This window comes from Nostoc sp. LEGE 12454 (assembly GCF_056620565.1).
Genome location: NZ_JBWQXL010000039.1, coordinates 1 through 25,527 on the forward strand (window position 1 = coordinate 1; position 25,527 = coordinate 25,527).

Consider the following 25,527-nt stretch of genomic DNA (forward strand, 5'->3'; position numbering starts at 1 on the left):
ACGAATCGTACTTGTCTTGAATGCTTTCTACTACCTGCTTATCAGACATATAAGCCTTTAATTCGGTTACATTCCGATCATCTAACCATTCGGCAAATTGTTCAAGTTATTTTTACATGATGCCTTAAGCAAGCTTACAAAGATTTAGTTCAAGTTTGGCATCCAGATCGTTATGCTCATAATCCTCGCTTACAAAGAAAAGCCGAAGCTAAGTTGAAAGCAATTAATTCAGCATACGAAATAATAATGGAATCTTTAGCTTCTGGTCATAATGTCAGAAACAGAACTAATGTTCACAAAAATGAGTCTTCTAGTACACAGGTTTCTGAACCGGAACCAGTGGTAGAAGCGGTAGAAGTTAAAACAAACTTACTATTAAAGGTTAAATTTTGGATAAATAAAAATAAATGGATTTTGATAACTGGTACTGGTGCTGCTAGTGTCTTAATATCTCTTCAAATATATGCATACACCAAATATAAAGATTTTACATTTTTCAATCCGATACTGCTTATTCAGCGAATTTTTAGTAGCTCCTTTCTGGAAAGGAACATATTAGGGAATAATCTTGGTTATAGTTCAATAAAATTTAGTAGCAATGGAACTATTTTTAGTTCTGAAAATGAGGTTTGGGATTTCCATAGTGGAAAAAAACTTAAATCTTTTAGTGATAGTCAGAATAAAACGATTAATCTATATAATTTGAAAACAGGAAAAATTGACCAGTCTTTTATTGATGCTCCGAGCTTGGGGTCAACTCTTGCTTTCACTCCTGATGGTCGATTTTTACTCACTGGAAGTAAGAATGGTATAAGGATTTGGCGGATACGTTAGGTACTCGAATCCAGAAATTCGCTGACTTTTGTGTTGAAACTGCCGAATACTACTACATGTTAATACTATATTCTTTTTTTACTTTATACACTGTATAAATGCTAGAATCCTCAAGTAGACAGTTAGGATACTTAGATGCCAGTTGTAGCTAACTCAATCAAGTTTGGTACAGACGGCTGGCGGGGCGTTATTGGTGACGAGTTCACCTTTGAACGCCTAGCCCTGGTCGCGCCAGTTGCCGCAAAAGTATTATATGATACGTATTTTTCTACCGTTGGTAGCCGGACAATAATTGTCGGTTACGATCGCCGATTCATGGCCGAAGACTTTGCTCGTGCTGTCGCCGATACTGTCACCGCTGTCGGCTTTGATGTGCTACTGAGCGAAAGCTATGCCCCAACCCCAGCTTATAGTTGGGCAGCAAAACAACTCAATGCTTTAGGGGCGCTGGTAATTACAGCTAGCCATAATCCAGGCTCATATTTGGGTTTAAAAGTCAAGGGCTATTTTGGTGGGTCAGTACCGCCAGAAGTCACAAAAGAGATAGAAGCGCAGTTGTCAGTTGGAGTACCACTAGCAGCTACCCCAGGCAAGCAAGAGATATTCGATCCCTGGCCCAGTTATACCCAAGCGCTAGAAGGTAAAGTTGATATTGGCAAACTTCGAGAAGCGCTCGCATCTGGTAAATTAACGTTATTTGCCGATGTTATGCATGGTGCTGCGGCTGGTGGATTGGCGAGACTACTAGGCAATCAAGTCAAAGAAATTAACAGCGATCGCGATCCCCTATTTGGTGGCGGTGCGCCGGAACCCTTACCTAAATACCTTTCAAAGCTATTTGAAGTCATCAAGACTCACCGAGAAACCGATAAATCAGGTTTAACGGTGGGGTTGGTATTTGATGGAGACTGCGATCGCATTGCAGCAGTGGATGGAGAAGCCAACTTCCTAAGTTCCCAAGTATTAATCCCGATATTAATCGACCATTTAACCCTACGGCGCGACTTTAAGGGTGAAATAGTTAAAACTGTTAGTGGTTCCGACTTGATGCCGCTTGTAGCAGCACTACATAACCTGTCAGTCTTTGAGACAGCGGTTGGTTATAAATATATCGCTGACAGAATGTTAGTAGCAAAAGTGTTACTGGGTGGCGAGGAGTCAGGGGGAATTGGCTATGGCAGCCATATTCCCGAACGTGATGCCCTATTGTCAGCCTTGTACGTACTAGAAGCGATTGTAGAATCTGGTTTGGATTTAGGTGAATATTATCGCCACTTGCAGAAACAAACAGGGTTTACCTCAGCATACGATCGCATTGATTTACCCTTAGCAAGTATGGAAGTGCGATCGCGTCTTTTGCAACAACTGCAAACCCAACCCTTAACGGAAATTGCAGGGAAAGCAGTGATTGATTGCCAAACAATTGACGGCTACAAGTATCGTTTAGCTGATAAAAGCTGGTTAATGATTAGATTTAGCGGGACTGAGCCAGTTTTACGCCTCTACTGCGAAGCCTCAACAATTGAGCAAGTGCATCAAACTCTTGCTTGGGCGAAACAGTGGGCGGAGTAAAATTCATTATTAGTCATTTGTCATTTGTCCTTTGTCTTTGGTAAATGACCGATGACTAATTACCAATGACCAATGACTAATGACCAATGACTAAATTACTTGTAGTAGCCACAGGAAATCCAGGTAAGTTGCGGGAAATGCAAGCTTACCTGGAAAATTCTGGTTGGGAATTAACCCTTAAACCGGAAGAATTGGAAATTGAAGAGACGGGCGAAACTTTTGCTGCTAATGCTTGTTTGAAAGCATCACAAATTGCTAAAGCTACGGGAAACTGGGCGATAGCTGATGATTCTGGCTTGCAAGTAGATGCCCTAAATGGCGCACCAGGTGTTTATTCTGCACGTTACGCCAAAACGGACTCAGAACGGATTGCTAGGTTATTGAAAGAATTAGGCAACGAGGTAAATCGGCAAGCTCAATTTGTTTGTGCAGTAGCGATCGCTCGTCCTGATGGTGCGATCGTATTACAATCTGAAGGTATTTGTCGCGGCGAAATTCTCCATGTGCCTCGTGGTGATAGTGGTTTCGGCTACGACCCAATTTTTTATGTGCAAGAATTGCAATTGACCTTTGCTGAAATGACACGGGAGTTGAAGAGGTCAATTAGCCATCGAGGCAAGGCTTTTACAGCTTTACTTCCGCAATTAGAGAGAGTTAAGAGTTAGGAGAGACGCGATTAATCGCGTCTGTACAAGAGTTAGGATTTATGAATTCTGCTAAATCTTCATTCATTAGTCCTGACTCACAACTCATAACTTTTAACTCTTAACTCATAACTTTTTTAAACTGCTTCTGTGTTCTTTTCGCCAGTGCGAATCCGAATCACTTGCTCAACAGGCGAGATGAAAATTTTCCCATCGCCGATTTCACCAGTGCGGGCAGCAGCAATAATTTTGTCTACCACCATATCAACCTGATTGTCGTCAACTACGATTTCCACTTTGAGTTTTTGGAGAAACTCAACGGTGTACTCAGAACCACGATACCGTTCAGTTTGACCTTTTTGCCGTCCGAACCCGCGGACTTCAGAAACAGTCATGCCAACAATACCAGCGTTAACTAAAGCAATTTTCACCTCATCTAGCTTAAATGGGCGGATAATAGCTTCTACTTTTTTCATCTTCTTGACTCCTGACTTCTACTAGCTTCGTTTATATATCTAACCAGATCCGCTGTCTGAAGCTGTAACTAGCGGTGCTTTTCCTAAAAAATATGTAATATTTACAACTTTTTTAAAGTGTAAGTGCTTTACTTGAGGGTTTATGACATGAAAAGCGGCGAGGATTTATTAATTGGATAATCTTTGAGGTTCTAACATAAAGAAGTTGTTGTCAATTTAGCATTTTATGTAGCTTTTATAACCTAAAAATAGATCGTTTACACCATTTAGCACATTTGTTCGGATATTTAGAGAGTGATTGCAGCCAAAATATACGGCCGCCCGAAAGCCTGCTACTGCTGCTGACTGTGGGAATATCAACTAACGTTTCTGATGTTCAAACAAAGGACGCACAACGAAATATCCAGCACTAAAGGCAGTCAGCATGATTAACAAGATGGTAATAATTAACCACCAGCCATTGAGTCCCTTGACATCTGGCTCAGTAGTGGAATAATAAGTGACTTGTTGCTCTTCTATAAAAACTTGTTCTGGTATCGGAAAATTCATTTCCATTACAGGTGCAGAAAAGTCTTGGCGGCGGCTTTTTTTGGCTGGTTGTTTGGACGCAACAGATGGACGCGAACGAGAAACCTGCTGAGGTGAACGTGCTTGTGTTATTGGCTGTTTGGCGGCACTTTGAACGTCACCAGAAGCTTGATTAGCTTGGGGATAATTAGCTGTAGCATGGGAATCCACAAAATTTTGCAAACGAGAAAAAGACTCAACGACTTTGGTAATTTCTTGCCGTAATAGTTGATTTTCTTGTGTTAATTGCTGATTTTGGGTGGTGAGTGCATTTAGCCTCGCCTGTGCTGCTTGCAACTCTGTTGACAATTCCCTGTATACAGATAGTGGTACAGAGGGAGGGTAGGCTTGAGTACTCGGTGTTGGCGAATTTCTGTGAACAGAACCTATGGTTGTTCGCATCGGGGGCTTGGTATTAAAAATCAAAGTAATTAGATCGTACAGAGATGCTAACAGAGATAGTCACCCCTGAAACTATGCCCAAGAATAATAGAAAAATACCGAAAGGGCAAAGATTTTTTATTTGGGCATTGGGGATGAGGTACTGAGAAAACTTTTCTCTAGCCCCCATCCCTAATGCTCAGTCTCCAATCCCTAACCCCTAATCTCTAGTCCCTAGTCCCCACAATGGGAAGAAGTGTCCCACAGGGCCTTGTCCTTCGCCAATATCTAGGGCGTAAGTGAGTGCGGTAGTCACATATTCCTTTGCCTGTTGCACTGCCTGCCACAAATCTTTTCCTTTAGCTAGATTAGCAGCGATCGCAGCCGATAGCGTACAACCAGTACCGTGGGTATTTTTTGTCTCTACTTGCTGGCAAGTCAAAACTTCCAACTTGTCCCCATCAAACCAGATATCAACGCCACGCAAATCCCCCTGCATACCTCCGCCTTTGACTAAAACAACCTTTGTCTTTAAAGTCTTGTAAATAATTTCAGCAGCAGCTTGCATATCCTCTAAAGAATTAATTTGTAAACCGCTCAAAATCTGGGCTTCATAGCGATTGGGCGTGATTATAACCGCTTTGGGAATCAAGGCATGGCATAAAGTCTTTACAGCATCATCATCAATCAATTGTGCTCCCGTGCGTGACACCATTACTGGATCGACTACTAGATTATTGATTTGTAAAGCTTCCACTTGCTGGGCAACAGCAAAGATAATTTCCTGATTGAGCAACATTCCAGTTTTGGCAGCTTGTACGCCAATATCCTCAACTACTGCCTGAATTTGCGCCACAACAGCCTCTGTTGGCATAGCATCAACTCTCTTCACTCCTAGAGTGTTTTGTGCCGTGACGCAGGTTATAGCACTAGTACCGTGGACACAGTGAAAAGCAAAGGTACGTAAATCAGCTTGAATTCCTGCACCGCCACCGCTATCTGAACCAGCAATGGTTAAAGCAACAGGTATTCTGGAGTTTATTTCAGCGTTCATATTATGAAGATTAAGTAAGTTGGCGTCATCAAACCAAACTATCTCAAAGATTGATGAACTAGGCTAAAATCCTCTTTCTTCCTTCCTGCGCGATCGCAACCACAACCTGACTTGAGAATTCTGAATTATTTAGAGAAACTTCATCAAATCCTTGCACAAAGCGCTTTTTATTCTCATATCATTCTGGAAATTAATAAAACTCCACCAGACATATCCATATTTTTTTGAATTTTGTTGTAAAAAAACTTACCAGGTTCCGGGCTTTTACTGATATCAAGTGCTATTTGTAAAGGTTAGTTTTAACTAAGTTCACAACGCTCAGTTACACCGCTTAAAACAGGTTCAACTAAGTTGTTACATTAGTCCCCTTAAGTTAAAGGGTCAACCTAACTAAAGTTTCAACCAATTTAACTTCGATCGCTTTAACTTTAAGTTCCCAGTTATCAGCTAAGGGTGAATTTTACCATGCAGATTTGGCAACCTCCTGACCTAAAACAACGCATAAAGTTCAGAGGAATTACTATGCCAAATACGATCGTTTTATTGAAAAAAATAGATGCTAAAGCTGGTTTACAAAGAGCAGCAATATCTACGATTGGCTACGCCTACGCAGCTGCTAAAGATGAAGTCTGGAGTAGAAGCATCTACGCGCTAATCGTCCAATTAATCTCAACAAAACTCTGACGATTGACGGTATTGATATTCCTGATTTAACCATTAACGGTTGACAGGAGAAAAATTTTTCAGTTTGACAACAGCGTTTCTATAATCGACGCGATTTTAAGTTGCGATTGGATAACAGTGCAGATAGATGACTCATTCAAATAACTACTTAGCAACTGAAAAAAGTTGCTGAGATTGTACTACCAATTTCCCTTACACATATTCGGAGTAAACAGATGGCTGGCAATACATATTACGTTTCTGCAACAGGCAGTGATAAAAATAATGGCTTAAACGAAGAATCTGCATTTCTCAGCTTGGGTAGAGCCGTGTATGAAATGAAAGCAGGTGACACGCTCTACGTGATGAATGGAAATTATCAAATGAAAGGGGTTACGCTTTTTAACTTGAATGGCTCACCAGATAACTGGACAACAATAAAAGCTTATCCAGGGGCTAAACCTACGATAACAACGACGGCAAATGGCATTAATATATTCAGTTCATCCTACGTGCGGATTGAAGGACTTGATATAAAAGGCAATCGGGAAAACATCACTCTCGAATATGCCTTACAAGAGAAGGATAACCTTAATAACCCCTTGACCAATAGTAATGGTATTGCTGTTAATGCATGGAAAAACGCTGATGGTGTAGGTGGTACTAATCCCCATCATATTGTCATCACTGGTAACACAATCCGTAACTTTCCAGGTGGAGGCATAGCATTCAGTAATTCAGACTATATAACTGTTGAGAAAAACATTGTGTCTGGAAACGCTTGGTATTCGGCTCACGGTAATCAGGGAATAACCTCTCTCTACAGTTTTAATTTTGATAACAATACCACTGACTACAGAATGATTTTTCGAGACAACATTGTCTACGATAACCAAAGTCTAGTTCCGTGGAAAGCAGGAGGTACTGACAAAATCACCGAGGGACATGGGATTATGCTTGATACTACCCATGTTAGCAAAGATGATGTGGCCTATACAGGTAAGGCATTAATTGCAAATAACATCACTTACAACAATGGAGGTGCAGGCATTAATGTTTTCGAAGCTACCAATGTTGATGTTATCAACAACACGGCTTACAAGAATGCCCAGGTTATTAAAGATTCTGGAGAGATTGGTGTTACTTACTCGGAAAATGTACGTGTCTACAACAACATTTTGTATGCAAGCGACAATCAAAATGCTAACAGAATCAGGTATGCCACAAATGTCACCTTCGATCGCAATCTTGTTTATAACTCGAACATATTCCAAGCTTCAGATAATTTAAACGCTACAGGGTTGCAAAATCTTTTGGGTCAAGATCCTCAATTTGTTGATGCAGACAAAGGGAATTTTGCACTCAAACCTGGAAGTGTTGCGATCGATGGTGGTTCTAATGCTTTCAATAGCATCACTAAGAAGACTCCTCAAGATGGTGATGGAAATGGCAGTATAGTAATTGATATTGGTGCATACGAAGCTCCCCGCAGTTCTAGCAAAACCCCAGAAATTCAAGTTCTCAATGGCACAGTTAATATTGTTGATGGCAACACTGCTATTAACTTTGGCGAGACCCTTGTTGGTGAAGCCTTGACCAGAACCTTTACCATCAAGAACACCGGTATAGCTGTACTCAACCTGAGTAATCTTAAACTTCCCGACGGATTTAGTTTGGTCGGGACTCTTCCAACGAGCGTGGCTGTCAATGCTTCCACTACCATATCAGTAGCACTCAACCCCACTACACCCGGCATCTATAGTGGCAGCCTCAGTTTCAAGAACAACGATATTAATGAAAGCACCTTTGACTTTGCCATTAGTGGCACAGCTTATACTCCGGAAATTCAAGTTCTCAATGGTACTGTTGACATTACAGATGGCAACAGCACCGCCATTAACTTTGGTGAAACGACTGTTGGTGACACCTTGACCAAAACCTTTACCATCAAGAACACCGGTACAGGCGCACTCAAGCTGAGTAGTCTTAAACTTCCAGACGGATTTAGTCTGGTCGGAACTCTTCCAACGAGCGTGGCTGTTAATGCTTCTACTACCATATCGGTAGCACTCAACCCCACTACATCCGGTAGCTATAGTGGTAGCTTCAGTTTAAACAACAACGATATTGATGAAAGCCCCTTTGACTTTGCCATTAGTGGCACAGTCAGACCCGCTCCTGTCCCGGAAATTCAAGTTCTCAATGGCACTAACTCCAATGACACCTTTATTATCCAACGAGGCGATGGCAATTACAGCATCACTGACTTTGGTGGTGTAGGTACTAGCTCAAACCCCTCGGCTGCGGTGGTTGCCAAGATAGACACCTTGCAATTTATTGGGACTGAATTGACTGCGAGAAATCTGCAATTAACTCAAAATAGCAGCAATTTAGAAGTCACTTTTGGAAATGTGGCTAATACCAAAGTCACTCTGCAAAACTTTAAGTTAGAAAACCTAGACAACTTAGCCGCTTCGACAACAAGACCTGCCATCGGCAATATCATATTTGACGGAGAAGCTAGTGTTACCAAAAGCTTTGATGTGATTAATGCCAACTCCACTCAAACGTATATTTCTACAACAAACACTGTCACTTTCCTCAATGACTTGAACAATAACATCAGCGGTTTTTACGCTTCCAATGATGTGATTAATGGTCAAGGGGGTAATGATACCATCAATGGAAGTGGTGGTGATGACCTACTGCGGGGTGGTACTGGCAACGATCTTCTCATTGGTGGACAAGGCAATGATACTCTTGTGGGTGGTATCGGTGCTGACTCTTTCCTCTACGACACCAATGCTGCCTTTAATAGCGCGGTTGTGGGTATTGATACTATCGCTGACTTCAATCGCTCTCAAGGTGATAAGATTGTCCTCGATAAGACTACCTTTACTGCTATTACTTCTGTTGTGGGAACGGGTTTTAGTAACGCCAGTGATTTTCAAATCAGCAGTTTAGGGGCACTTAGCAATGCTGTAATTGTCTACGACCGGATGACTGGGCAGTTATTTTACAATCAAAATGGTAGTGCTGCTGGTTTCGGCAATGGTGGTCAATTTGCACAACTTACTGGTGGGCCCTATGTTACTGCCTCTGACTTCATCATTCAAGCATAGCTAGGTCGGGTTAACTGAGTGGAAGTGTAATCCAAAGATGAATCGAGTTTTAAGGCGGCTTTCAATTAGATAGAGCACATCCATAGGGGCACAATAAACATAGGAGTGAAAAAGAATGTAGAGATGTAGCACGGCTACGTCTCTACAAGGGTTTTGGATAACGTATATTGAATTTATGGAGATGTTTAATAAATGGTAGTCAAGTAAAAGCCATTCTAAAAAATATCTTTCCAATAAAAACGTTGTTGCCCATGAATAATATCAGTACTAGCGATCTCACTTTTTGACCAGAAATAGCCGTATTATTTGGAACTTAGAGTTTTAAATAATTACTGCTGTGGTTACGATGGCAGGTCTTGTAATAGCCCCTGCAAAAACTTACCCCATTCTGCTGCCAAAGGGATTTCTGTAAACGGAACCCGCACTGAGTTAGTAGATTCAGAAAATAGAAATTCTACTTCTATAGAACGACCTTTCTCCGGTGGATTGTTTACATCTACTGGTTTTTCATCTACTAAAACCTGGATTTGTTTGATATCAAGCAAGGAGAATGTTTCTAGTTTAATAGGCCCTTGAGGCGTGGGTTTTCCCCAAGTGATATTGTTTTCTTTTTGACCTAATACAGCATAAATATCATACTTAGCCCGTTCAAATTGCTCTGCCCAAGTGCGATAGGCTTCGACTTTTTGATACTCCTTCGAGCCTTGCCAAGCCAACCAAAAAAACATTACTAACAGCGGCAACCACAAAAGACCACGTTCCATCGTTTAAAAAAATCCTGATTCCTGAATAAAACTTGTAACTAAAAGTGCAAAATCTACCAACAAGGGGTGCAGATAAGTTATGGTATGAGCAAACTGGCAAAAAGCGGTGATGAGTTAATATGAGAAAACTTATATTATGGTGCTTGTTTGTCATTGGGCTGGGATCTGCCATATTTGGTTTCCTGAATTTCCAGGGATTGGCAGCTAAAGGAGAGTTTGAGACGATTTTGCTTGATTTTCGCGAAGATATTCCATCACTTGTAGTGGAACAGGATTTACAAGCGATCGCCAAACAATACAACGTTACACCCCAATTAGACAACAAGTTTTCCAAAAAAGATAATGTGTATATTATCAAAGGCGATCGCCAACGGCTTCAAGAACTGAAAAAATCTCAGTTTGCCCAAGCGACAGAATTCATTGAACCAAACTATATCTACAACAAGATTCCACAACCAGGTAAAACCGCTTGGCTAGGTGAATTTTTAACACCCCAAGAAGATGAAGAACCAAGTCCTTCATTAACTGGTCCTAATGACCAATATTACAGCAAGCAGTGGAACTTGCACAAAATCGGTGTTGAAGGCGCATGGAGTCAAACCAAAGGCAGTGGCATCACAGTCGCAGTTATTGACACTGGAATTACCAAGGTTCGCGACTTGTATGAGACAAAATTCGTCAAGGGCTATGATTTTGTTAACGACCGAGAAGAAGCCACAGACGATAACGGCCACGGTACCCATGTTGCCGGAACTATTGCTCAAGCCACAAATAACAAATATGGCGTCGCTGGAATTGCCTACGAAGCCAGTCTGATGCCGCTGAAGGTACTCAGTTCTTATGGCGGTGGTACCGTTGCCGATATTGCCGAAGCGATTAAATTTGCTGCTGATAAAGGCGCAGATGTGATTAATATGAGCTTGGGTGGTGGCGGTGAAAGCCAGTTGATGAAACAAGCGATCGAGTATGCTCATAGAAAAGGTGTTGTTATTATTGCCGCAGCCGGGAATGAAAACGCCAATGGAGCAAGCTATCCAGCTCGCTATCCCTACGTCATCGGCGTTTCCGCAATTGGTCCAGATGGCGAAAGAGCGCCCTATTCTAACTTTGGTGCAGGAGTAGATATCTCTGCTCCTGGTGGTAGTGAAGCTGGTAAAATTCTCCAAGAAACCATCGATGAAAAGGGCGAAGGGGTATTTCTGGGCTTCCAGGGTACAAGCATGGCTGCTCCTCACGTTGCTGGTGTTGCGGCATTAATCAAAGCTGCTGGCATCAAAGAACCAGATGAAGTTTTAAAAGTCCTCAAGCAGTCGGCACGAGTTATCCAGGATGATGGTTTGAACTATTATGGCGCTGGACAACTCAATGCAGAAGCAGCAGTCAAACTAGCTTTTAGCGGGCAAATCAGTTTCTCAGATTTCTTTCGATGGTTACGGGATAGCGGCTATCTTAACCCTGGCTTTTGGATTGATGGTGGTGCGATCGCACTGTTACCCAAGGTTTTAATGGTAGTTGGTTCCTATCTGCTGGCTTGGTTTTTACGCGTTTACTTCCCTTTCACTTGGAGTTGGTCTTTATCCAGCGGACTAATCGCCGGCAGTTCTGGGTTATTCTTCCTCAAGGGAATCTATATTTTTGATCTTCCCCAATGGCCTTTCCGGGTTTTGGGCAGTTCAATTCCTGAATTAGGCAATACTCTCCAGGGAACTGATGCATTAAATCCCCTATTTGCCAGTGTACTGATTCCCATTGTGTTGATGGCATTGCTGCTGGGACATCCTAGTTGGAAATGGTTTGCCATTGGTTCAACTTTAGGTGTAGCAGCGTGCTTAACTACAAGTGCGTTTTTCGAGCCGGCAGTTTGGGGATTGGGAAGTGGTAACATAGCACGCCTCTTCCTCATTGCTAATGCCCTAGTCTGTTATGGACTTGTTCGTTTAGCATTGAAAAACGAACATGCTTAAATAAAGACTACCTCACAGCCAAGGTTTAAGGCTTGACAACCAAATTTTGAGTAGCATTTGAGTAGAAACTAAAAATCTGGGCAATTTGCCTCTACTACCTGTGGATGGCAGTAATATTTCAAAACGGTTTCTACCTTGTCCCCAATCCATTGGGCGACTTTATCGGGTGAAACGCCTTGAGTAATTGCCCAGGTTGCAAAGGTGTGGCGTGTTGAATATGGTTTTAGGTAAAAAGGCAAGCTTCCCTTTTTTACCAATTCTTTAAGAACCCCCACGGATACATATTCACGCCCGTTTATTTTTGAGGTGTGTCCGTTCCAGACTTTTTGCAACACAGCAGAAGATAACGGATTGCCGGACTCATCTGTAAAAACTAAGGTGTTGAGGTCAGGTTGAGGCGGTCTGATCTCAAGCAGCAATTTTTGAAGTTTGGAGCCGGGGATGGTTGGAAATGTCCTTTTAACTCCGTTCTTGGTGCTTTTCAATATCCGGTATAAATTACGTGATTTATTGATGCGAATTTTGCAGTAATCATCTGAGATGTCGCCCCATGTCAGTGCGAAAGCCTCACCGGGACGACATCCCGTCCAAAACATAAATTTAATTAACGATGAATAGTGAGAATATTTAGAGTGATTTTCAAAGGCTTCTATAATTAAATCCCTTTGTCCCAAGGTGAAGGCTCGACGGTCTTCCCCGATAGTTTTTTTCTTTGGTTCTTTAGTTTTTAATTTCTCAAAAGGGTTGTCAGATATCAATTCTGAGGTGACTGCCCACTGGCAACACTGGCTGTAATGATTGACCAGTATCCAAGCCATTTTTCGCGTAGTCGTGTTTAGCAACCAATCTCTAATTTTCACCGCGTCATCGAGGAAATGCGTAGGAAGTCGCTGTGTGAAAAGAAGTACGCGGTTATAGCGGTTGAGTATGGTTGTTTGCTCAATCTGGGTTTCTTGGTAGTCGGTGAACTTGTTCCAGAGTTCCAGAAGGTTATATTCGTATTTTGGCTTGCGAGCGATCGCCGCCACTGCCACCGCCGGATTTTTCCCCGCTGCTCTAAAGCGATAGCTTTCCAGTGTCGAGTCAAATCGCTCCAGGGCGATATCGTTGGCGATCGCATCTCGCCGCGATCGCACTATCTCCCGGTTGCGTTTTGTGTCCTTGAGTCCGGTAGAAAGACAAAATTGTTTGCTAAATCCGCGAACACGGAAGCGAATTAGCAACTTCCCTGTTCGCGGATCGGCACTAATCCACTGGTCGTCAAGCATCAGTTTTTAAAAACTATTCAAGTGAGCCGGTTACAAAAGTTGGTTTTATCCAGTTCCATCGTCTATGGAGCCGCCCTTTACCTACAGCAGCCCGTCGCCAATGACCGCGCCGCCAGTGGGGAGAGGGGGAGGAATGAGAAGTATTTTCTCTGATATGCCTAGTTTGGTGCTTTTCGCCGTCACGCAACCATCTAGGATAGAGACATTTCTCTTTGGGTTCTTTGAAGGAAGTAAACCCACCAGTTTTGTTAACAGTTTCCTTGAAGGTGACATTATCAATTTCTGGCTTTTCAAAGCACAGAAACATTAAGCACTGCATGGTTAGCGATCGCAGTTCCCGGACAAAGCTGTTGTCTTTCGTCCCTACCTTCGCTGACCCAAGAGATATCGGTCTTTGATGAATAACGCCATCTTCTCGATTAACTCCCCATCCACTAAACCAGAGTGTAGCTTTTGTGTCCACACAACCGAAATGAAAAACTATATCATGTTCCTGCTCTAGGAAATATGGACTTATTCCATATTTCTCACCTTCAGACCAATCGGGATGTTGAATATCCGAGCAATGAATATTTAGAAAATCGACATACCCGCCATCTGGAGACATAACAGTTTTACTTGGTAGTAAAAGCATCATTGAGTGAAGAGGGATTTGAGAGATTAAATCCATAAATATTAGATTTTCATCCCCAATATCTGTCTGTTGAAATTGTTGGAGTAGTTGGTTATCCAAACAATATATTGGAGCGTCCTTTACTACCCACAAGGCCATACGGTGCGCTGTAAATCTTTGAGCTAAATCGCACCTCGTGTCTTTGAAGAGTGGTGCGTTTAAGCTAATCAATGCTGCTAATTCTCGCCATTGTATATAGCTCTTCGGAATCTTGTAATTTTTTCTGACAAGAATTTTGTATAGTTCATTGCCTCCCATCTTTATAAATGCTTCAACTTGGGAGTCTCTGCTGTCAGCAATAATAGTAATGTTTTTCATGCTTCTCCTTCCTGTGTCCGATCGCGCAGCGCTGCGCGATCGGTTAGTTTTTAGAAACCTTCGGGTATGCCTGCTTGTTCGGTCACAGGCGGAAACAACTGATTACGAACGAACAATTTTAAATTTTCAGCGACATCTTCAGGTAAATCTTCCTCTTCAAGAGTTGCTGTTAACTCCATTGCTTCTGTTTCAAAGTTCCCAAGGTTTCTAACTCTTCTGTAAGTGATAGTTTCAATTTTCATAAGTTTGTCTCAAACTGACCTGCGGCTCCTCAAACAAAACCTTGAAACCACCGTCGGGAGATAAACGGTTTAAGGTTTGACCGTGACTTTCAGCATCTCCTCGCAGGCGATAGCGGGCCACCTCCTGGCTTTGACTGCCAACGGTCATCAAAACTACCCAAGGTCTATATTCGTTATCTGGCTTCATTTTGATACCTCACACCGTTAATTAGACATTCGAGCAACCCTTCCTGGTCTGTTTGTGATAACTCGCTTTTGACCTTGTTGATTAACTCAAAAAGTTGACTACGGTAAGGTGACTCATCCTCGCCCTCAAATGCAGTGTCAACAATATCAGTGGCGATGCGTGAGACGAGATACATTTTTTCTATTTTGCTTAGTTGCTGAAGTTGTGCGCCATAAGCCTCCTGGATTTCTGCCAGCAAGCCAGTGTCACCGGGAGTATACCCGGTGTAGTATCCAAGTGGATGTGTCATATTTAAATCTCCTTGTAAATCAAAATTCGTGATTTAGCGTTTGGGATACCAGACGCTGTTTTTTGTCTACTCTATTACCACGATGGATTCACTATCTCCACGTAGACGCTGCCAAAGAATTTCGCCTTGCTTTCCATCAACGACTAGTGGAGTACCGCTATCGCCAAAGTGGACTTGAATGCTATCGCGGCCTATGGCTTGGACAAGGGAAATGTTGCTCAATCGAACAATACACTCAACCTCTGAATTGAGTCGGAGATGAATCAGGTCTGAACTCATAAAGTATGCTCTGAATGTAATCACTAGTACGGGTGAACTGCTGCACTGCATGAAGTGCATCTAGGAGACTGAGGTCAGGATTGTACAGCCCACTTCTCACCATGTCTGCATAGACTGGCGATTGTAAAACGCGCTGCAAGGTAGACTCTAGTAGTTGCAAGTCTTTGGTGATATCAGCGTATTTGTTCATTTTTAGGTTAGAGGAACCGCCAGCAGATATGAGAACTGCTGACGTGAGTAGATTAAATTAAACGTGCTAAAATTATTGGTTTTTCGTCTAAGGTTGCCTCCAGCTAAAGGGTAAACAGGTTTATTCTTCCTCGTCGTCTTGGTCGTTTTCTGGGTCTTCGTCGTTGATTACGATCGCCAGACCGTTGCTTCCGTGGTCAAAAGTAGTAATGAAAAATTCCACGCCAGTGACATCTCTGATAGTTACCACTGTGTCATCAGGGAAGCCTTGCAGCTTTGTGACCAGTTGTTGCACTGTTTTTGTCATGTTGTTTACCTGTTAGGTTAGTTGGTCGCTGACTTTGGATTGAAATAAATCACCGCGCGGCAATCTCGTTGTCCGCACTTTGTTCTTGGTGATGGCAGGGTGTTTCCGCGCCGTAGCGTGGGTGCTTGCTCCGTGGTTATTGGTGTGTCCTGCGAACGGTGAGGCAGGAGGGAGCGAGTATCTAATCTTCGATTCTTGTGTAAGAATAAGAGCATAATAACATCTTGTGTAAGATATGCAATAATCTTGTGTAAGAAATTAGGATAAAATGTTGTGTAAGAAATATGATGCTTTCACCAAATGACCAAGAAGAAACATGGCTGGTACGACGAGGGGAAAGTCAGAGTCAACATATCTCTGACTCAAACTTCAATAGAGAGCTTAGATCGTCAGGCTACTCGTTTGGGCATGAGCCGCTCGGAGTTGATAGAGACTATGGCTCGTCAAGAACAGTCTCTACAGCCAGAAGAAAAGGCACTCCTGGGAAAATCGTTCGTCGGCTGATCAGCGAATATCGGGATCAGGTAGCGACCAAAAAACAGGAAATTCAACAGCTTGAGTCAAACATCCAGGAATTTGAATCTTTATTAGAAGAACTGGATCAATCTGAGGAACTTGAATAAAACCGTCCTGCCTGCTGTGGCAAGACGGTTTTATTTTGTGCGATCGCTTAATTTCTGATTATTTATCCAGGCTTGACCGTAGATCATCTAATGGTGATTGTTGATCAAGGTTAACTGTAGAAGGCTCATCCGGTATAAACTCCACCCGCAAGTAGATTTTACCTTTCTGCCAGCCACCACCTTTAACTTGAAGGACTTCACACTCAATTCCTTTGTGTTTAAACCACCTGGCAAGGTCGTTACCAAGATAATTTTCGATAGCCGCGTACAGCTGACCAACCTTAAAAATTCCTCCAGCTTTAAAAGAAAATGCGTCATGCATCGTCACAACGTCATTTTTATTTAGTTCCATTTTTCGATTTTCTCTTGGTTACACAACAAAGCAGGGACAAGCTGCAACTTATCCCTGCTTTTCCTAGAATTCCCGGAGTAGATACTAATGCGATCGCACTTAGGGCAACCTGTGAAACCATCTATCAGCAATGATTTGACCTATTTCACCTCTCGTTTTGTGAACCCGTGACTATGTAGTGAATTAAACCTATGTCTACTGAGGAAGTGCGATCGTTTATTCCTCATTCCTCATTCCCCATTCCCCAATAGCTAATGACCAATGACTACTTCATTGACCGACCTTAAGACAAAGCAATCTATTTGGCGCTCCAAAGCCAAAACACTGAAACGACTCAGAGACGAAATAGAAGAGCATCGTCCTTCAATAGTCATTGTTGATGCCCTGCCAGAACAAGACGAGGAGTATCAATTGCTTGTCAAACAGTTCAACTGTTCAGTTGTGGTACTTCTCCCTGAAGTCTGGATGGAAGAAATGCGATCGCTCATTCCCCAATGCCCAATGCCCTATGCCCTATGACAAATGCTGACTCCTGGCGGATAGAGACGATCAACTTAATCGCCGATGAATTCGAGAGGTTACAGAGACAATCCAACTGTACCCTCAAAGTCAAAGATTATCTTGAAAAGACTTACGGAACAAGGCATTACAACACTCTGGATAACGCCCAACTCAAAGAATTTCGGAAGCATCTCAAATCTCTCACTGTGGAGAAACTAAGCCGTGAGCCAAATGAACAGATTTGGTTGAAACCTCACCTAACCAAGAACTGACCCGTAAAGGCGATCGCTAATTTCCAGTACCCTGCACCCTTGCACCCAACTAATAACTATGAGTGAAGACCTGTTAATTGACCTTTGTGAACCTTACTTACTAGACCTAATGGGTCTTCTAGTGGAATACATAAGACAAGATGATGAAGAGGATCTTACCGAGATAGCAAAAAATCACGGGTATAACATCCCCAAAGAAATCATTGTCAGGGTACAGGGGCTTGATCACTTACAAAAAACTGAAATTTTGGCGGTTGCCGCCAACCACGTAAAAGCGATCGCCGAACGCGATCGAGAACTGTGAGCAGCGCCGAATGAAACAAACCCAGAAATACTGTAGAGCTTGCCAGCTATTGACCTTCCCACACAAAACACAGGAAGACTTATACAGAGAACTAAACCGGCTTGGCTGGTACTGGAATTCTCAGAAAAAAGAATGGCTGCGAGACAACACACCAGCCAAAGAAGCAACCCAGCTAATCAGAGTTCGAGTGTGGGCCGCCACCGACAAAGTAGAACAAGCCGCCGAATTGTTCTTAGAGAATGCCGAAGGGAACGGCTTGCGATTGATTGAAAAATCCCCACCTTACATCAATCGCCCCCAAACCAAAACGACAGCAGAGTGTACCTTGTTTTTGAAGACGTTAGCGATAACTCCTAACTAATGACTAATGACTAACGAACAATTACCACAAACTTACGCAACATTGAAGGACGATACTCCATTCAATCAGTTCTTTCCAGACAATCAAGTACCTGTTCTCTCCCTTATCCCCGCAGTTCCAAAACTAGGCGCACCGCAATGTTATGCAATAGACCCTCAATATCTAAGCAAACAACAAATAACCGGGCTTGCTGAACTGGTCTATCAAAATTTGAAACCAGAATGTACTTCTTTAGAGATGGCAATTCAAGCTGTTGAGTCAGGATTACCTATAAAGTGCGAATGGTTCACTGGAGTAACTACAACAGACTTTGCAGAGTTTATGAAACTAGTTGATTAGAGGCAATTATGAACAGAGAAGAAGAAATAAAAGCCGCGATCGTAGTACTCCCAGATGAAATTTTGTTTGCCTCCCCAGAGGAGAACAACGCCAGCCAAGCCGTTGCATTTCACTCACATCAGTTAACTGAATTCGTGCAAACAGTCGATCCAAGACTGACTCGTGCCGAAGCCATATCATTAACCGCTCTCATTATTAAGGATGCCCTTGGGCATTTCAAAGAAGATCCAGAACTCGTTACACAACTCAAGCAAATAGCTGAAGAGTTGAGATGTTTACGGAAATGATAGAAGCTAACTGCTGTCATTTCGCTTGATAGTCACAGGTAAAAAAAAAAGGTGTAACAAGCACCTTTCGCATTAGTAATTTATAAAAGAAAAGAAGATGATTTACACCCCGTCTATTGACAACAATTCTATCACAAATATCGCCGAAGCTTATGATAAACGCCACTATGAAGAATGGGTAAAGAGTGGTATTAACGACTTGATAATATCTTTAAACTTCCGAACAATTAATGATGCTTTTGAAGTCGATAGACTGCTTAATAGAAACAGCAATGCTCGGTGGAAACACTCTAACCATTTAGTACCTTGCTGGACTGCAATTGGTATAGATCCTCTTACGGAAGAGCCTACGTTGCTTGGTGTTCAAGTTAAGCCAGATATCCCCAGCATAAACAAACAAGGAAAAGCTACAAAATATATTGGTGCTACTGACTACGATTCCTATCCTCTGTTTTTAAGTACGGGTATTAATAACTTTTGGCAAGCAGTCATCGCCGATAAATCTAAGCCAATAATCCTGACAGAAGGAGCAAAAAAAGCGGGTTGCGGACTATCAAATGAATACATAACAATTTCGATTCCGGGTGTTTCCACTTGTAGAAAGAACGGCAGATTGCACGATTCACTCAAACTGTTTACAGGGTTTGGTAGAACTTTTTACCTGTGCTTCGATAACGATATTATGCACAAAAGACCTGTTCAAAATGCCCTGCTAGGAATGGCTAGAGAGCTAAGTGCATCTGGATCTAAGGTAATGGTCATTGAACTACCTCCAGGTGAATTAAAAGGCATGGATGACTTTATCAGCAATAACGGCAAAGAAGAGTTTGACAAGTTAATCGATAACGCCTTGACCATTGAGGAATGGCGTAAAAAACTTGAAGAGCTATGGATTCAGCAGCAATTAGAAGAAGGAGAAGAAACTAAGTGTAAGCTCAAGCGCCAGTTTGATATCGTCCGCCAGGGCTGGGGTGAAGGTTTGCGAATCAATCAGATGGTAAATCAAATTGAACTAGCTGGAGATCAACTTGATTTAGACCAGATTCGTTTACGGATGGCTCTAGAATTTGGTGAAGCAGTGCCTATCGGCGATGCTCAAGCAATAGTCCAAATGCTTGCCGGACAGAATGCTTACCACCCAGTTAACGATTACTTGGAAACAGTCGCGGCTAGATATCCTGACATCGATGTGAGCATTTTGGACAACTTAGCGACTCGCTACTTTGGGACAGATAACGAACTTTACAACATATATATGAAGAAAACCTTACTTGCAGCCGTTGCCCGAATTAAGCAACCTGGATGTAGGGTTGAATCCGTGCCTATCCTTGTCAATCCGCGCCAGGGAATAGGTAAGAGTACTTTCTGGCGCAATCTCTTTGGTGAAGAGTGGTTCAGCGATGATATGGGCGACGCCAACGAGAAAGACGAACGGATGAAGCTGCATCAGTTTTGGTGTCTGGAGTGGTCAGAGTTTGAGAACGTCTACAAGAAAAAGGACGTTAGTGCTTTAAAGAAATTCATCACCACCAAAACCGACAGCTACCGCACGCCTTACTCTCGCACGGTGAAGGCATATCCGCGCCGATCAATCTTAGTGGGAACTACCAACGAACAGGAAATACTTGCCGACCCCACAGGCAGTAGACGATTTTGGGTAATTCCCGTTAAAGGCATGATTCCCGTTGAGCAAGTAGCCGCCGAAAGAGATTTTCTTTGGTCCGCAGCTTATGCCCTTTACAAGTCTGGGGAAAAGTGGAATTTGACATCGGCACAAGAGCAACTTGTGGAAGAACTCAACAAACATTTTCAAGTGGTTGACCCCTGGCTGGAGAAGATTCAGGAGTATGTTGAGTACAAAGATTTGGTAACACTCCCTGAACTGTTCAAGCTCCTAGATATTGAAACATCAAGGCAGGATGTAGGGTTTTCTAAGCGAATTGGCGCAGTTATGAGCCGATTAGGTTGGGAAAGCGAACGGGTGAGATTTGCTGGAGCTTGGGTGAGAAAGTGGACGAAAAAAAATCAAAAAGTTGAAAAAGTCACTGGATCTACGGGATCAGCTTTTGACGATGTAGCGCACACGACAGGCGTATTAAGTATGGAAAAAAATCAAAAAGTTGAAAAAGTCACTGGATCTACGGGATCAGCTTTTAACGAGGTCGCAGACAGCACTAACTACCTACTTAGTTTTTCGCCCGTACCAGAAATAAAGAATACGCATCAAAAAAATGATTCAATCTACGGGATCAGCCCCACAGACATTACACCAGAAGAGTTACAGCCGATAAAATTACAGCCTGATCCCGTAGATCCAGTAACTTTTTCAACTTTTCAAAATGATCGAAATGGAGGGTCTAACCCCTCACCCTATGCACCCCAAGAATTTCAAACTGGTGATTACATTAGAATCCTTTCCCACCCCACCCGATTAGACGCACTTGGTTTAGTGCAGAAGATCGCTTTTGTGGATAACTCGGTTATTAAAACTGAATCAGGAATACGTCTACATCCGGGCGAGTTTGAAAAAGTTGACGCGAATACACCGGCCATATCACTAGCAGCCATGTCACTGGTGAAGACAGAACCGCCCATACCTCTGATTCAGGAAAAGGCTGTCTACACGAGCGTCTCTTACAAGCGCAAGGCTACAGTCTTCTTTATAGTGGATGAACTGGGAACAGTTAGCGCCGCCGTTGAGGGGAAGGGCAGACAGACATTACCTTTCAATGATTTAGTTCACTGCGAAGAGTCACCCAGGCACGATCTGAAGGTAGGGGATGAGGTCGTCGTTTTAGTTGGCAAGCATAAAGAGACCTTCGCTACCATCACCGCTATTGGAGCCAATGGTATCTCCGTTAAAGACGATCGAAACCGCCACCATAAGGCTTATTTTCCCCACCAATTGGTCAAAGTGTAATGCGGGCGTAGACATCGCTCGTGAGAGAATCACCCGCTAGTAGAATGTAGCGATCGCAAGTGAAGTGACAAAAGTCAAGTGACAAAAACGGAATTATGCCCCAAATCAAAGCACTTTCTACAGACGTTAGTTTTAGTCAAAGTTATGACGCTGGAGATCCGCGTTGTTTATGCTCCCGTTGTCTTCTGCCAATTTCTGAAGAAGCTGTACCGATCCGCTTTTTGGCAATGACAATCAAGGTGGATACGAGCTTCGATATCATCCAATATGCTTAGGTTTTGAAAAAAATGAATGAGGATGAAGCCAAAATTTATGATTTGTTACTAAAGGCTGGGCCGCTTCGTGCAGTTCAAATCCATGAAACGTTACACATGGGATTTCATCGGCTATATCCAGCATTGCATCAACTTAGAAAACACGATTTTGTACAAGGTCGTAAGCAACCTGGCAACAAATTGACCTACGAACTTACAGGCTTGAAGCCTGTTAAGTGACAAAATGGAGATTTTGCAAGATTCCATATTATCGATTAAGAAGAATTTCGATAATATAAATTTCGTTGTGAATGGAATCGATAATATGTGCGCCCAAGTGCCGAAATGGAGATTATGTTTACTTTTTGCGCTTATTTTTTCTAGGATTGGTCATGTCAAAATTTAAAAAATCTTGTACATCTTCTGGCAAGAGCCGCATCAAGAAGTAAACAGTAAGTCCAACGCCAGCAATCACCAAGCATGGCAGGAAAGTATAAAAAAATTAAGCTTATAGTAGTAGCATCCATAGGAGTAATTTGGTAGTTACTCCCCAAGATGTGAGAATTTTTCTGATCTAGCATCAGAAAATTCTCGTATTTTATTTCTCTCTGCTCTTGGATATTTCGCCATCTGGAGCAATTCCGTAGCGAATCATATAAGCTTTTATTTCAAAAACTTCTTGGTGTAAACTGTCTACTTTTTCTTCTAATTTTTCTTTTAAATTATCAACTTTTTCTTCTAAATCATCGAAACCATCCGCTATCCCTTTAGAAATATTAATTTGATTATTTTTTAAATGCTCGAAATCGCGCTGTGCCGCATATTCTTTAGTTGCAGCTTCCGTAGATTTTTGAATCGCGCTAAACTTGTCATTCTGAATCTTTGTTATCCACCACAGCACCCATCCTGAAGCCGTAGCAATCGCTCCAAAAATAAAGGATGCTAAGGTAACATCAAATTTCATAAGTAGTTATACTCAATCGCTTTTACTTTAGTAGGTAACAACGCGTTAGCAGCTATTCCAAAAACCGCGTTTTGCGAAAGTGTACTATCTAGCCACTTTTCACCAGAATTAAGTAAAAAATCATAATCAGTCGGAGAAATTACAAAAGTAGACGCCGTAGAATCTGCTCCAATTGGTAAATATTTAAAGTAGATTGTTTGCGCGCCCAAATTTGAAATTAAATAATTTCGTCTGCTGCCGTCTGTTTTTTCAGGGATTACAAGTTTTTTTGCATTTACAATTAAACTGTCTGGTAAAGATTGAGCATTGGTAGTTTGAGGTTTATTAGAAGAAATCAACATATTTTTATACTCTATTTTTATTTTCCAAACAATATCAAGATTTGTATCTAATCTTTTAAAAGCAAGGCTTTTAGAAATTTGATTAAGGTCAGGAAAATTAAAAATTTCTCTTTCTTGACGGCAAGTTAACCGCCTGGGATTAAAAAGACAAACCATTAAATCATCCTGAAACCCATGAGCTAATACAGCTTTTATATAATCCTGTTTTAAAGGAACTGACAAATGAGTAATTCTAATCAAATCTGAATTAAAAACAGGGCTAAACTGCCATTCAGCAGTAATCGCAAAACTTCCTAAATTTACCCATGTCATTGATTGTAATCAGAAGTATTATCAATTTTTGATTCTATTCTCGCTAAATCTATCTCGATATTTTCAAGTCTTTCTTCTATTGATGATGAGCTTGTACCCGTGTATTCCCAAATTTCTACATAAATTTCTTCATGCCAGTGAGGGATTTTAAGCTTAATTCTTAATTCAGCATTTCCAATAATAGGTATTTCTAACAACGTGAGTCTTTGAATTAATAAAGATTCAGTTTTTAAATCAACCCACTGCCCAAAAAGACTTGATGTATTGATTTTAGCTTGCATAGAACAATACGCAGCTAATCTCCATTCTTTATAGGCTTTTGGGCAATTTATCCCAATTAAAATTGAAGTAGATCCCAATACAAACTCTAAATCAGGAATGGGATTATATATTTTTTCAGGAATATCAACCCAATTTACTGTATAAGTTTGTGCTGTTACTTGCAGCCAAAAGCCTATTCCATATTTCATTAAGGTGTTTCTTCTGTTGGCGATTCTCCAGGATTTACATCTCCAGTAACATTGACAACTGGATATCTTGCGCCGCTTTCCATGATAAAAAAGTCAGGGCGCTTTGCTGTGTCAGTTTTGCTGTAAAGAAATTTAGAAATCGAAGCAACATTAGCATTCCCTGGAACTCTAATGTCAACATAGCGAATATTGCCTTTAGCCGTTGTTAGTTTAGTAGGAACTCTTACGCGTTTACCACTACCAATTTTAGATACTCGCTTAACACCTTGCCAAGTAGAAGCTGCTACATTAGTACTTACGGCAGTAGTATCACTTAACCCATCATAAATTGCTCTAGTATGGGCTTTGCGACGGCGAGTAACAGTAGTATCTCCGGCTGGGGCTGCGGTGATACCAAAATAAGTTGCGACATCAGAACGAAGAGTAATTACAGCTTCCCGTCCCGATCCAATATCCATAGATGCGGTTACAACTGAATTTACCATAAAATGATTTTTTCTCTATTTGCAGACATTAAACTGAACTTAACACAACGAAAATAAAATCATCAATATATAAAAATTCCTTAGAAGGTTAAACCTATTGAGGTATTTTTTTAAACCTATCTAACTATGCAATCAACTAAATTAACGCCCGTATCATATAAATGAATTGGTTTTTTTAAGCCATGCAAATGTAAGATTGCATAGCGAAAAATAACATCGACTACAGGACGTTCTTTTGGTAATTCTACTGATTCTCCTAAAATAGTTTCTCGCTGCGGAGTATTAGGGTATCTATCGCTTGGGTCTTGGTTTTCAACATTATTCATTTTTTTACGAACAAAAGAAGCACCGTGAACCTTTAGCACTTCTTTAACAACCCTTTCCCCGTCTTCAGGAGTTTTACATAAAATTTGTAATTGTAATCCTTGATTCCAATCAGTATAACTAACTAAGTACTTACCTTTACGCCAAACAAAAGGACTAGCCCCCCCAAAATTAGTTTTTATTAAATTAGCAATTCTAGTTATTTCAGGTTTGGTAATAGTTTCGCTTGTCTCAGACATTATCCGCCAACTGATAAATCCTGTTGTTGGCGCACCATTTTTAGGGACTTCAATACCATTTTGAGAGAAATAAAGTACTACTTGAGGCTTATATTTTCTTTGCGCTTGTAATGCCCCAATAGGAATTCCATAAATAGGAATTTGCATATCTTGAGCTTTACGAAGAACAATATAATAGAGAATTAATCTTAATATTACTAACTGTGCTGAATCATTAGCTCTAATCGTGCAAGCTACCCTTAAACTACCTCTAGGGGTGCTAATTTCAGGTTCCCAACTATCATCACCTACATCTTTGAAATCCTCTTTTGTAATCCGATTTTGTACCTGTGCAATGACAGATATAAAATGACTCCACGGATTATAATTAGAGGGTAATGGCATAT

At 41.6% G+C, this 25,527-nt stretch carries 34 protein-coding genes; 16 read left to right on the forward strand and 18 right to left on the reverse strand.

Features of this window, described 5'->3' with window-relative positions; translation table 11 throughout:
- Positions 1–213: 213 nt before the first annotated feature.
- The 3 genes from AC1F2U_RS26935 to rdgB all read left to right on the forward strand — a co-directional run bounded on the left by AC1F2U_RS26935 (position 214) and on the right by rdgB (position 3,071).
- Positions 214–834 (forward strand): WD40 repeat domain-containing protein, encoded by a 621-nt coding sequence (locus AC1F2U_RS26935; RefSeq protein ID WP_480263895.1) that lies wholly within the window; start codon positions 214–216, stop codon positions 832–834.
- A 135-nt stretch (positions 835–969) separates the two neighbouring features.
- Positions 970–2,406 (forward strand): phosphoglucomutase/phosphomannomutase family protein, encoded by a 1,437-nt coding sequence (locus tag AC1F2U_RS26940; RefSeq protein WP_480263896.1) that lies wholly within the window; start codon positions 970–972, stop codon positions 2,404–2,406.
- An 86-nt stretch (positions 2,407–2,492) separates the two neighbouring features.
- Entirely contained in the window at positions 2,493–3,071 is a 579-nt protein-coding gene (gene rdgB / locus AC1F2U_RS26945) for an RdgB/HAM1 family non-canonical purine NTP pyrophosphatase (protein WP_480263897.1), read from the forward strand.
- Between the two features lie 116 nt (positions 3,072–3,187).
- On the opposite strand, the gene AC1F2U_RS26950 is transcribed toward rdgB, so the two are convergent.
- The 3 genes from AC1F2U_RS26950 to thiD form a co-directional block, all read right to left on the reverse strand.
- Entirely contained in the window at positions 3,188–3,526 is a 339-nt protein-coding gene (locus AC1F2U_RS26950) for a P-II family nitrogen regulator (RefSeq protein WP_012410794.1), read from the reverse strand.
- A gap of 360 nt (positions 3,527–3,886) precedes the next feature.
- Positions 3,887–4,495: a hypothetical protein gene (locus tag AC1F2U_RS26955; protein ID WP_480263898.1), complete on the reverse strand. Its 609-nt coding sequence runs from the start codon at positions 4,493–4,495 to the stop codon at positions 3,887–3,889.
- A 199-nt stretch (positions 4,496–4,694) separates the two neighbouring features.
- Positions 4,695–5,528, reverse strand: coding sequence for a bifunctional hydroxymethylpyrimidine kinase/phosphomethylpyrimidine kinase (thiD, locus tag AC1F2U_RS26960; protein WP_480263899.1), 834 nt, complete (start codon positions 5,526–5,528; stop codon positions 4,695–4,697).
- Between the two features lie 522 nt (positions 5,529–6,050).
- Between thiD and AC1F2U_RS26965 the strand changes: the two genes are divergently transcribed.
- Entirely contained in the window at positions 6,051–6,212 is a 162-nt protein-coding gene (locus AC1F2U_RS26965; RefSeq protein ID WP_480263902.1) for a hypothetical protein, read from the forward strand.
- 215 nt (positions 6,213–6,427) lie between these two features.
- Positions 6,428–9,313, forward strand: a complete 2,886-nt coding sequence (locus AC1F2U_RS26970; RefSeq protein WP_480263903.1) for a choice-of-anchor D domain-containing protein — start codon at positions 6,428–6,430, stop codon at positions 9,311–9,313.
- 341 nt (positions 9,314–9,654) lie between these two features.
- Here AC1F2U_RS26970 and AC1F2U_RS26975 read toward each other — a convergent pair whose 3' ends face one another.
- A complete protein-coding gene (locus AC1F2U_RS26975; RefSeq protein WP_480263904.1) occupies positions 9,655–10,077 on the reverse strand; it encodes a hypothetical protein in 423 nt (140 codons plus the stop codon).
- Positions 10,078–10,196: 119 nt separating this feature from the next.
- Between AC1F2U_RS26975 and AC1F2U_RS26980 the strand changes: the two genes are divergently transcribed.
- Positions 10,197–12,041, forward strand: coding sequence for a S8 family peptidase (locus tag AC1F2U_RS26980; protein WP_480263906.1), 1,845 nt, complete (start codon positions 10,197–10,199; stop codon positions 12,039–12,041).
- A 68-nt stretch (positions 12,042–12,109) separates the two neighbouring features.
- Here the strand turns inward: AC1F2U_RS26980 and AC1F2U_RS26985 are convergent, their stop codons facing one another.
- The 8 genes from AC1F2U_RS26985 to AC1F2U_RS27020 form a co-directional block, all read right to left on the reverse strand.
- Entirely contained in the window at positions 12,110–13,309 is a 1,200-nt protein-coding gene (locus AC1F2U_RS26985; protein ID WP_480263907.1) for a tyrosine-type recombinase/integrase, read from the reverse strand.
- A 13-nt stretch (positions 13,310–13,322) separates the two neighbouring features.
- Complete coding sequence (locus AC1F2U_RS26990) at positions 13,323–14,300, reverse strand: AcrVA2 family anti-CRISPR protein (protein ID WP_480263908.1); 978 nt, start codon at positions 14,298–14,300, stop codon at positions 13,323–13,325.
- 50 nt (positions 14,301–14,350) lie between these two features.
- Positions 14,351–14,542 (reverse strand): hypothetical protein, encoded by a 192-nt coding sequence (locus AC1F2U_RS26995; RefSeq protein ID WP_480263909.1) that lies wholly within the window; start codon positions 14,540–14,542, stop codon positions 14,351–14,353.
- Entirely contained in the window at positions 14,532–14,729 is a 198-nt protein-coding gene (locus AC1F2U_RS27000; protein ID WP_480263911.1) for a hypothetical protein, read from the reverse strand. The genes AC1F2U_RS26995 and AC1F2U_RS27000 overlap by 11 nt, the downstream gene beginning before the upstream one ends.
- The gene (locus tag AC1F2U_RS27005; RefSeq protein WP_480263912.1) at positions 14,716–15,018 is read right to left on the reverse strand and encodes a hypothetical protein; all 303 of its coding nucleotides are present in this window, start codon (positions 15,016–15,018) and stop codon (positions 14,716–14,718) included. Before AC1F2U_RS27005 ends, AC1F2U_RS27000 begins: the two co-directional genes overlap by 14 nt.
- Before the next feature lie 66 nt (positions 15,019–15,084).
- On the reverse strand, positions 15,085–15,240 hold the full coding sequence (locus AC1F2U_RS27010; protein WP_480263913.1) for a hypothetical protein: 156 nt from the start codon (positions 15,238–15,240) through the stop codon (positions 15,085–15,087).
- A gap of 13 nt (positions 15,241–15,253) precedes the next feature.
- The gene (locus AC1F2U_RS27015) at positions 15,254–15,487 is read right to left on the reverse strand and encodes a hypothetical protein (RefSeq protein WP_480263914.1); all 234 of its coding nucleotides are present in this window, start codon (positions 15,485–15,487) and stop codon (positions 15,254–15,256) included.
- A gap of 120 nt (positions 15,488–15,607) precedes the next feature.
- Complete coding sequence (locus AC1F2U_RS27020; RefSeq protein WP_480263915.1) at positions 15,608–15,793, reverse strand: hypothetical protein; 186 nt, start codon at positions 15,791–15,793, stop codon at positions 15,608–15,610.
- A 300-nt stretch (positions 15,794–16,093) separates the two neighbouring features.
- Between AC1F2U_RS27020 and AC1F2U_RS27025 the strand changes: the two genes are divergently transcribed.
- Positions 16,094–16,297 (forward strand): ribbon-helix-helix domain-containing protein, encoded by a 204-nt coding sequence (locus AC1F2U_RS27025; protein ID WP_480263916.1) that lies wholly within the window; start codon positions 16,094–16,096, stop codon positions 16,295–16,297.
- Positions 16,298–16,474: 177 nt separating this feature from the next.
- Here the strand turns inward: AC1F2U_RS27025 and AC1F2U_RS27030 are convergent, their stop codons facing one another.
- On the reverse strand, positions 16,475–16,768 hold the full coding sequence (locus AC1F2U_RS27030) for a KGK domain-containing protein (protein WP_480263917.1): 294 nt from the start codon (positions 16,766–16,768) through the stop codon (positions 16,475–16,477).
- 261 nt (positions 16,769–17,029) lie between these two features.
- On the opposite strand from AC1F2U_RS27030, the gene AC1F2U_RS27035 reads away from it, so the two are divergent.
- From AC1F2U_RS27035 to AC1F2U_RS27075, 9 genes are all read left to right on the forward strand, one after another.
- Positions 17,030–17,287, forward strand: a complete 258-nt coding sequence (locus AC1F2U_RS27035; RefSeq protein WP_480263918.1) for a hypothetical protein — start codon at positions 17,030–17,032, stop codon at positions 17,285–17,287.
- A complete protein-coding gene (locus tag AC1F2U_RS27040; RefSeq protein WP_480263920.1) occupies positions 17,284–17,541 on the forward strand; it encodes a hypothetical protein in 258 nt (85 codons plus the stop codon). Before AC1F2U_RS27035 ends, AC1F2U_RS27040 begins: the two co-directional genes overlap by 4 nt.
- Positions 17,542–17,599: 58 nt before the next feature.
- Entirely contained in the window at positions 17,600–17,845 is a 246-nt protein-coding gene (locus AC1F2U_RS27045) for a hypothetical protein (RefSeq protein WP_480263922.1), read from the forward strand.
- 10 nt (positions 17,846–17,855) lie between these two features.
- Positions 17,856–18,206, forward strand: a complete 351-nt coding sequence (locus tag AC1F2U_RS27050; RefSeq protein ID WP_480263924.1) for a hypothetical protein — start codon at positions 17,856–17,858, stop codon at positions 18,204–18,206.
- A gap of 6 nt (positions 18,207–18,212) precedes the next feature.
- Positions 18,213–18,545: a hypothetical protein gene (locus tag AC1F2U_RS27055; protein WP_480263925.1), complete on the forward strand. Its 333-nt coding sequence runs from the start codon at positions 18,213–18,215 to the stop codon at positions 18,543–18,545.
- An 8-nt stretch (positions 18,546–18,553) separates the two neighbouring features.
- Entirely contained in the window at positions 18,554–18,832 is a 279-nt protein-coding gene (locus AC1F2U_RS27060; RefSeq protein WP_480263927.1) for a hypothetical protein, read from the forward strand.
- A gap of 97 nt (positions 18,833–18,929) precedes the next feature.
- Positions 18,930–21,752, forward strand: a complete 2,823-nt coding sequence (locus tag AC1F2U_RS27065) for a VapE domain-containing protein (RefSeq protein WP_480263929.1) — start codon at positions 18,930–18,932, stop codon at positions 21,750–21,752.
- Positions 21,753–21,847: 95 nt separating this feature from the next.
- Positions 21,848–22,027, forward strand: a complete 180-nt coding sequence (locus tag AC1F2U_RS27070; protein ID WP_480263930.1) for a hypothetical protein — start codon at positions 21,848–21,850, stop codon at positions 22,025–22,027.
- A gap of 12 nt (positions 22,028–22,039) precedes the next feature.
- Positions 22,040–22,246 carry a helix-turn-helix domain-containing protein gene (locus AC1F2U_RS27075; protein ID WP_480263931.1) on the forward strand — a complete coding sequence of 69 codons (207 nt, stop codon included), beginning with the start codon at positions 22,040–22,042 and terminating at the stop codon, positions 22,244–22,246.
- A 358-nt stretch (positions 22,247–22,604) separates the two neighbouring features.
- Here the strand turns inward: AC1F2U_RS27075 and AC1F2U_RS27080 are convergent, their stop codons facing one another.
- The 5 genes from AC1F2U_RS27080 to AC1F2U_RS27100 form a co-directional block, all read right to left on the reverse strand.
- Entirely contained in the window at positions 22,605–22,970 is a 366-nt protein-coding gene (locus AC1F2U_RS27080) for a hypothetical protein (RefSeq protein ID WP_480263932.1), read from the reverse strand.
- A complete protein-coding gene (locus tag AC1F2U_RS27085; protein ID WP_480263934.1) occupies positions 22,967–23,623 on the reverse strand; it encodes a hypothetical protein in 657 nt (218 codons plus the stop codon). Before AC1F2U_RS27085 ends, AC1F2U_RS27080 begins: the two co-directional genes overlap by 4 nt.
- Complete coding sequence (locus tag AC1F2U_RS27090; protein ID WP_480263935.1) at positions 23,620–24,093, reverse strand: hypothetical protein; 474 nt, start codon at positions 24,091–24,093, stop codon at positions 23,620–23,622. Before AC1F2U_RS27090 ends, AC1F2U_RS27085 begins: the two co-directional genes overlap by 4 nt.
- The gene (locus AC1F2U_RS27095) at positions 24,093–24,578 is read right to left on the reverse strand and encodes a hypothetical protein (protein WP_480263936.1); all 486 of its coding nucleotides are present in this window, start codon (positions 24,576–24,578) and stop codon (positions 24,093–24,095) included. Before AC1F2U_RS27095 ends, AC1F2U_RS27090 begins: the two co-directional genes overlap by 1 nt.
- 116 nt (positions 24,579–24,694) lie before the next feature.
- Positions 24,695–25,525 (reverse strand): hypothetical protein, encoded by an 831-nt coding sequence (locus tag AC1F2U_RS27100; RefSeq protein WP_480263937.1) that lies wholly within the window; start codon positions 25,523–25,525, stop codon positions 24,695–24,697.
- Between the last annotated feature and the right edge of the window lie 2 nt (positions 25,526–25,527).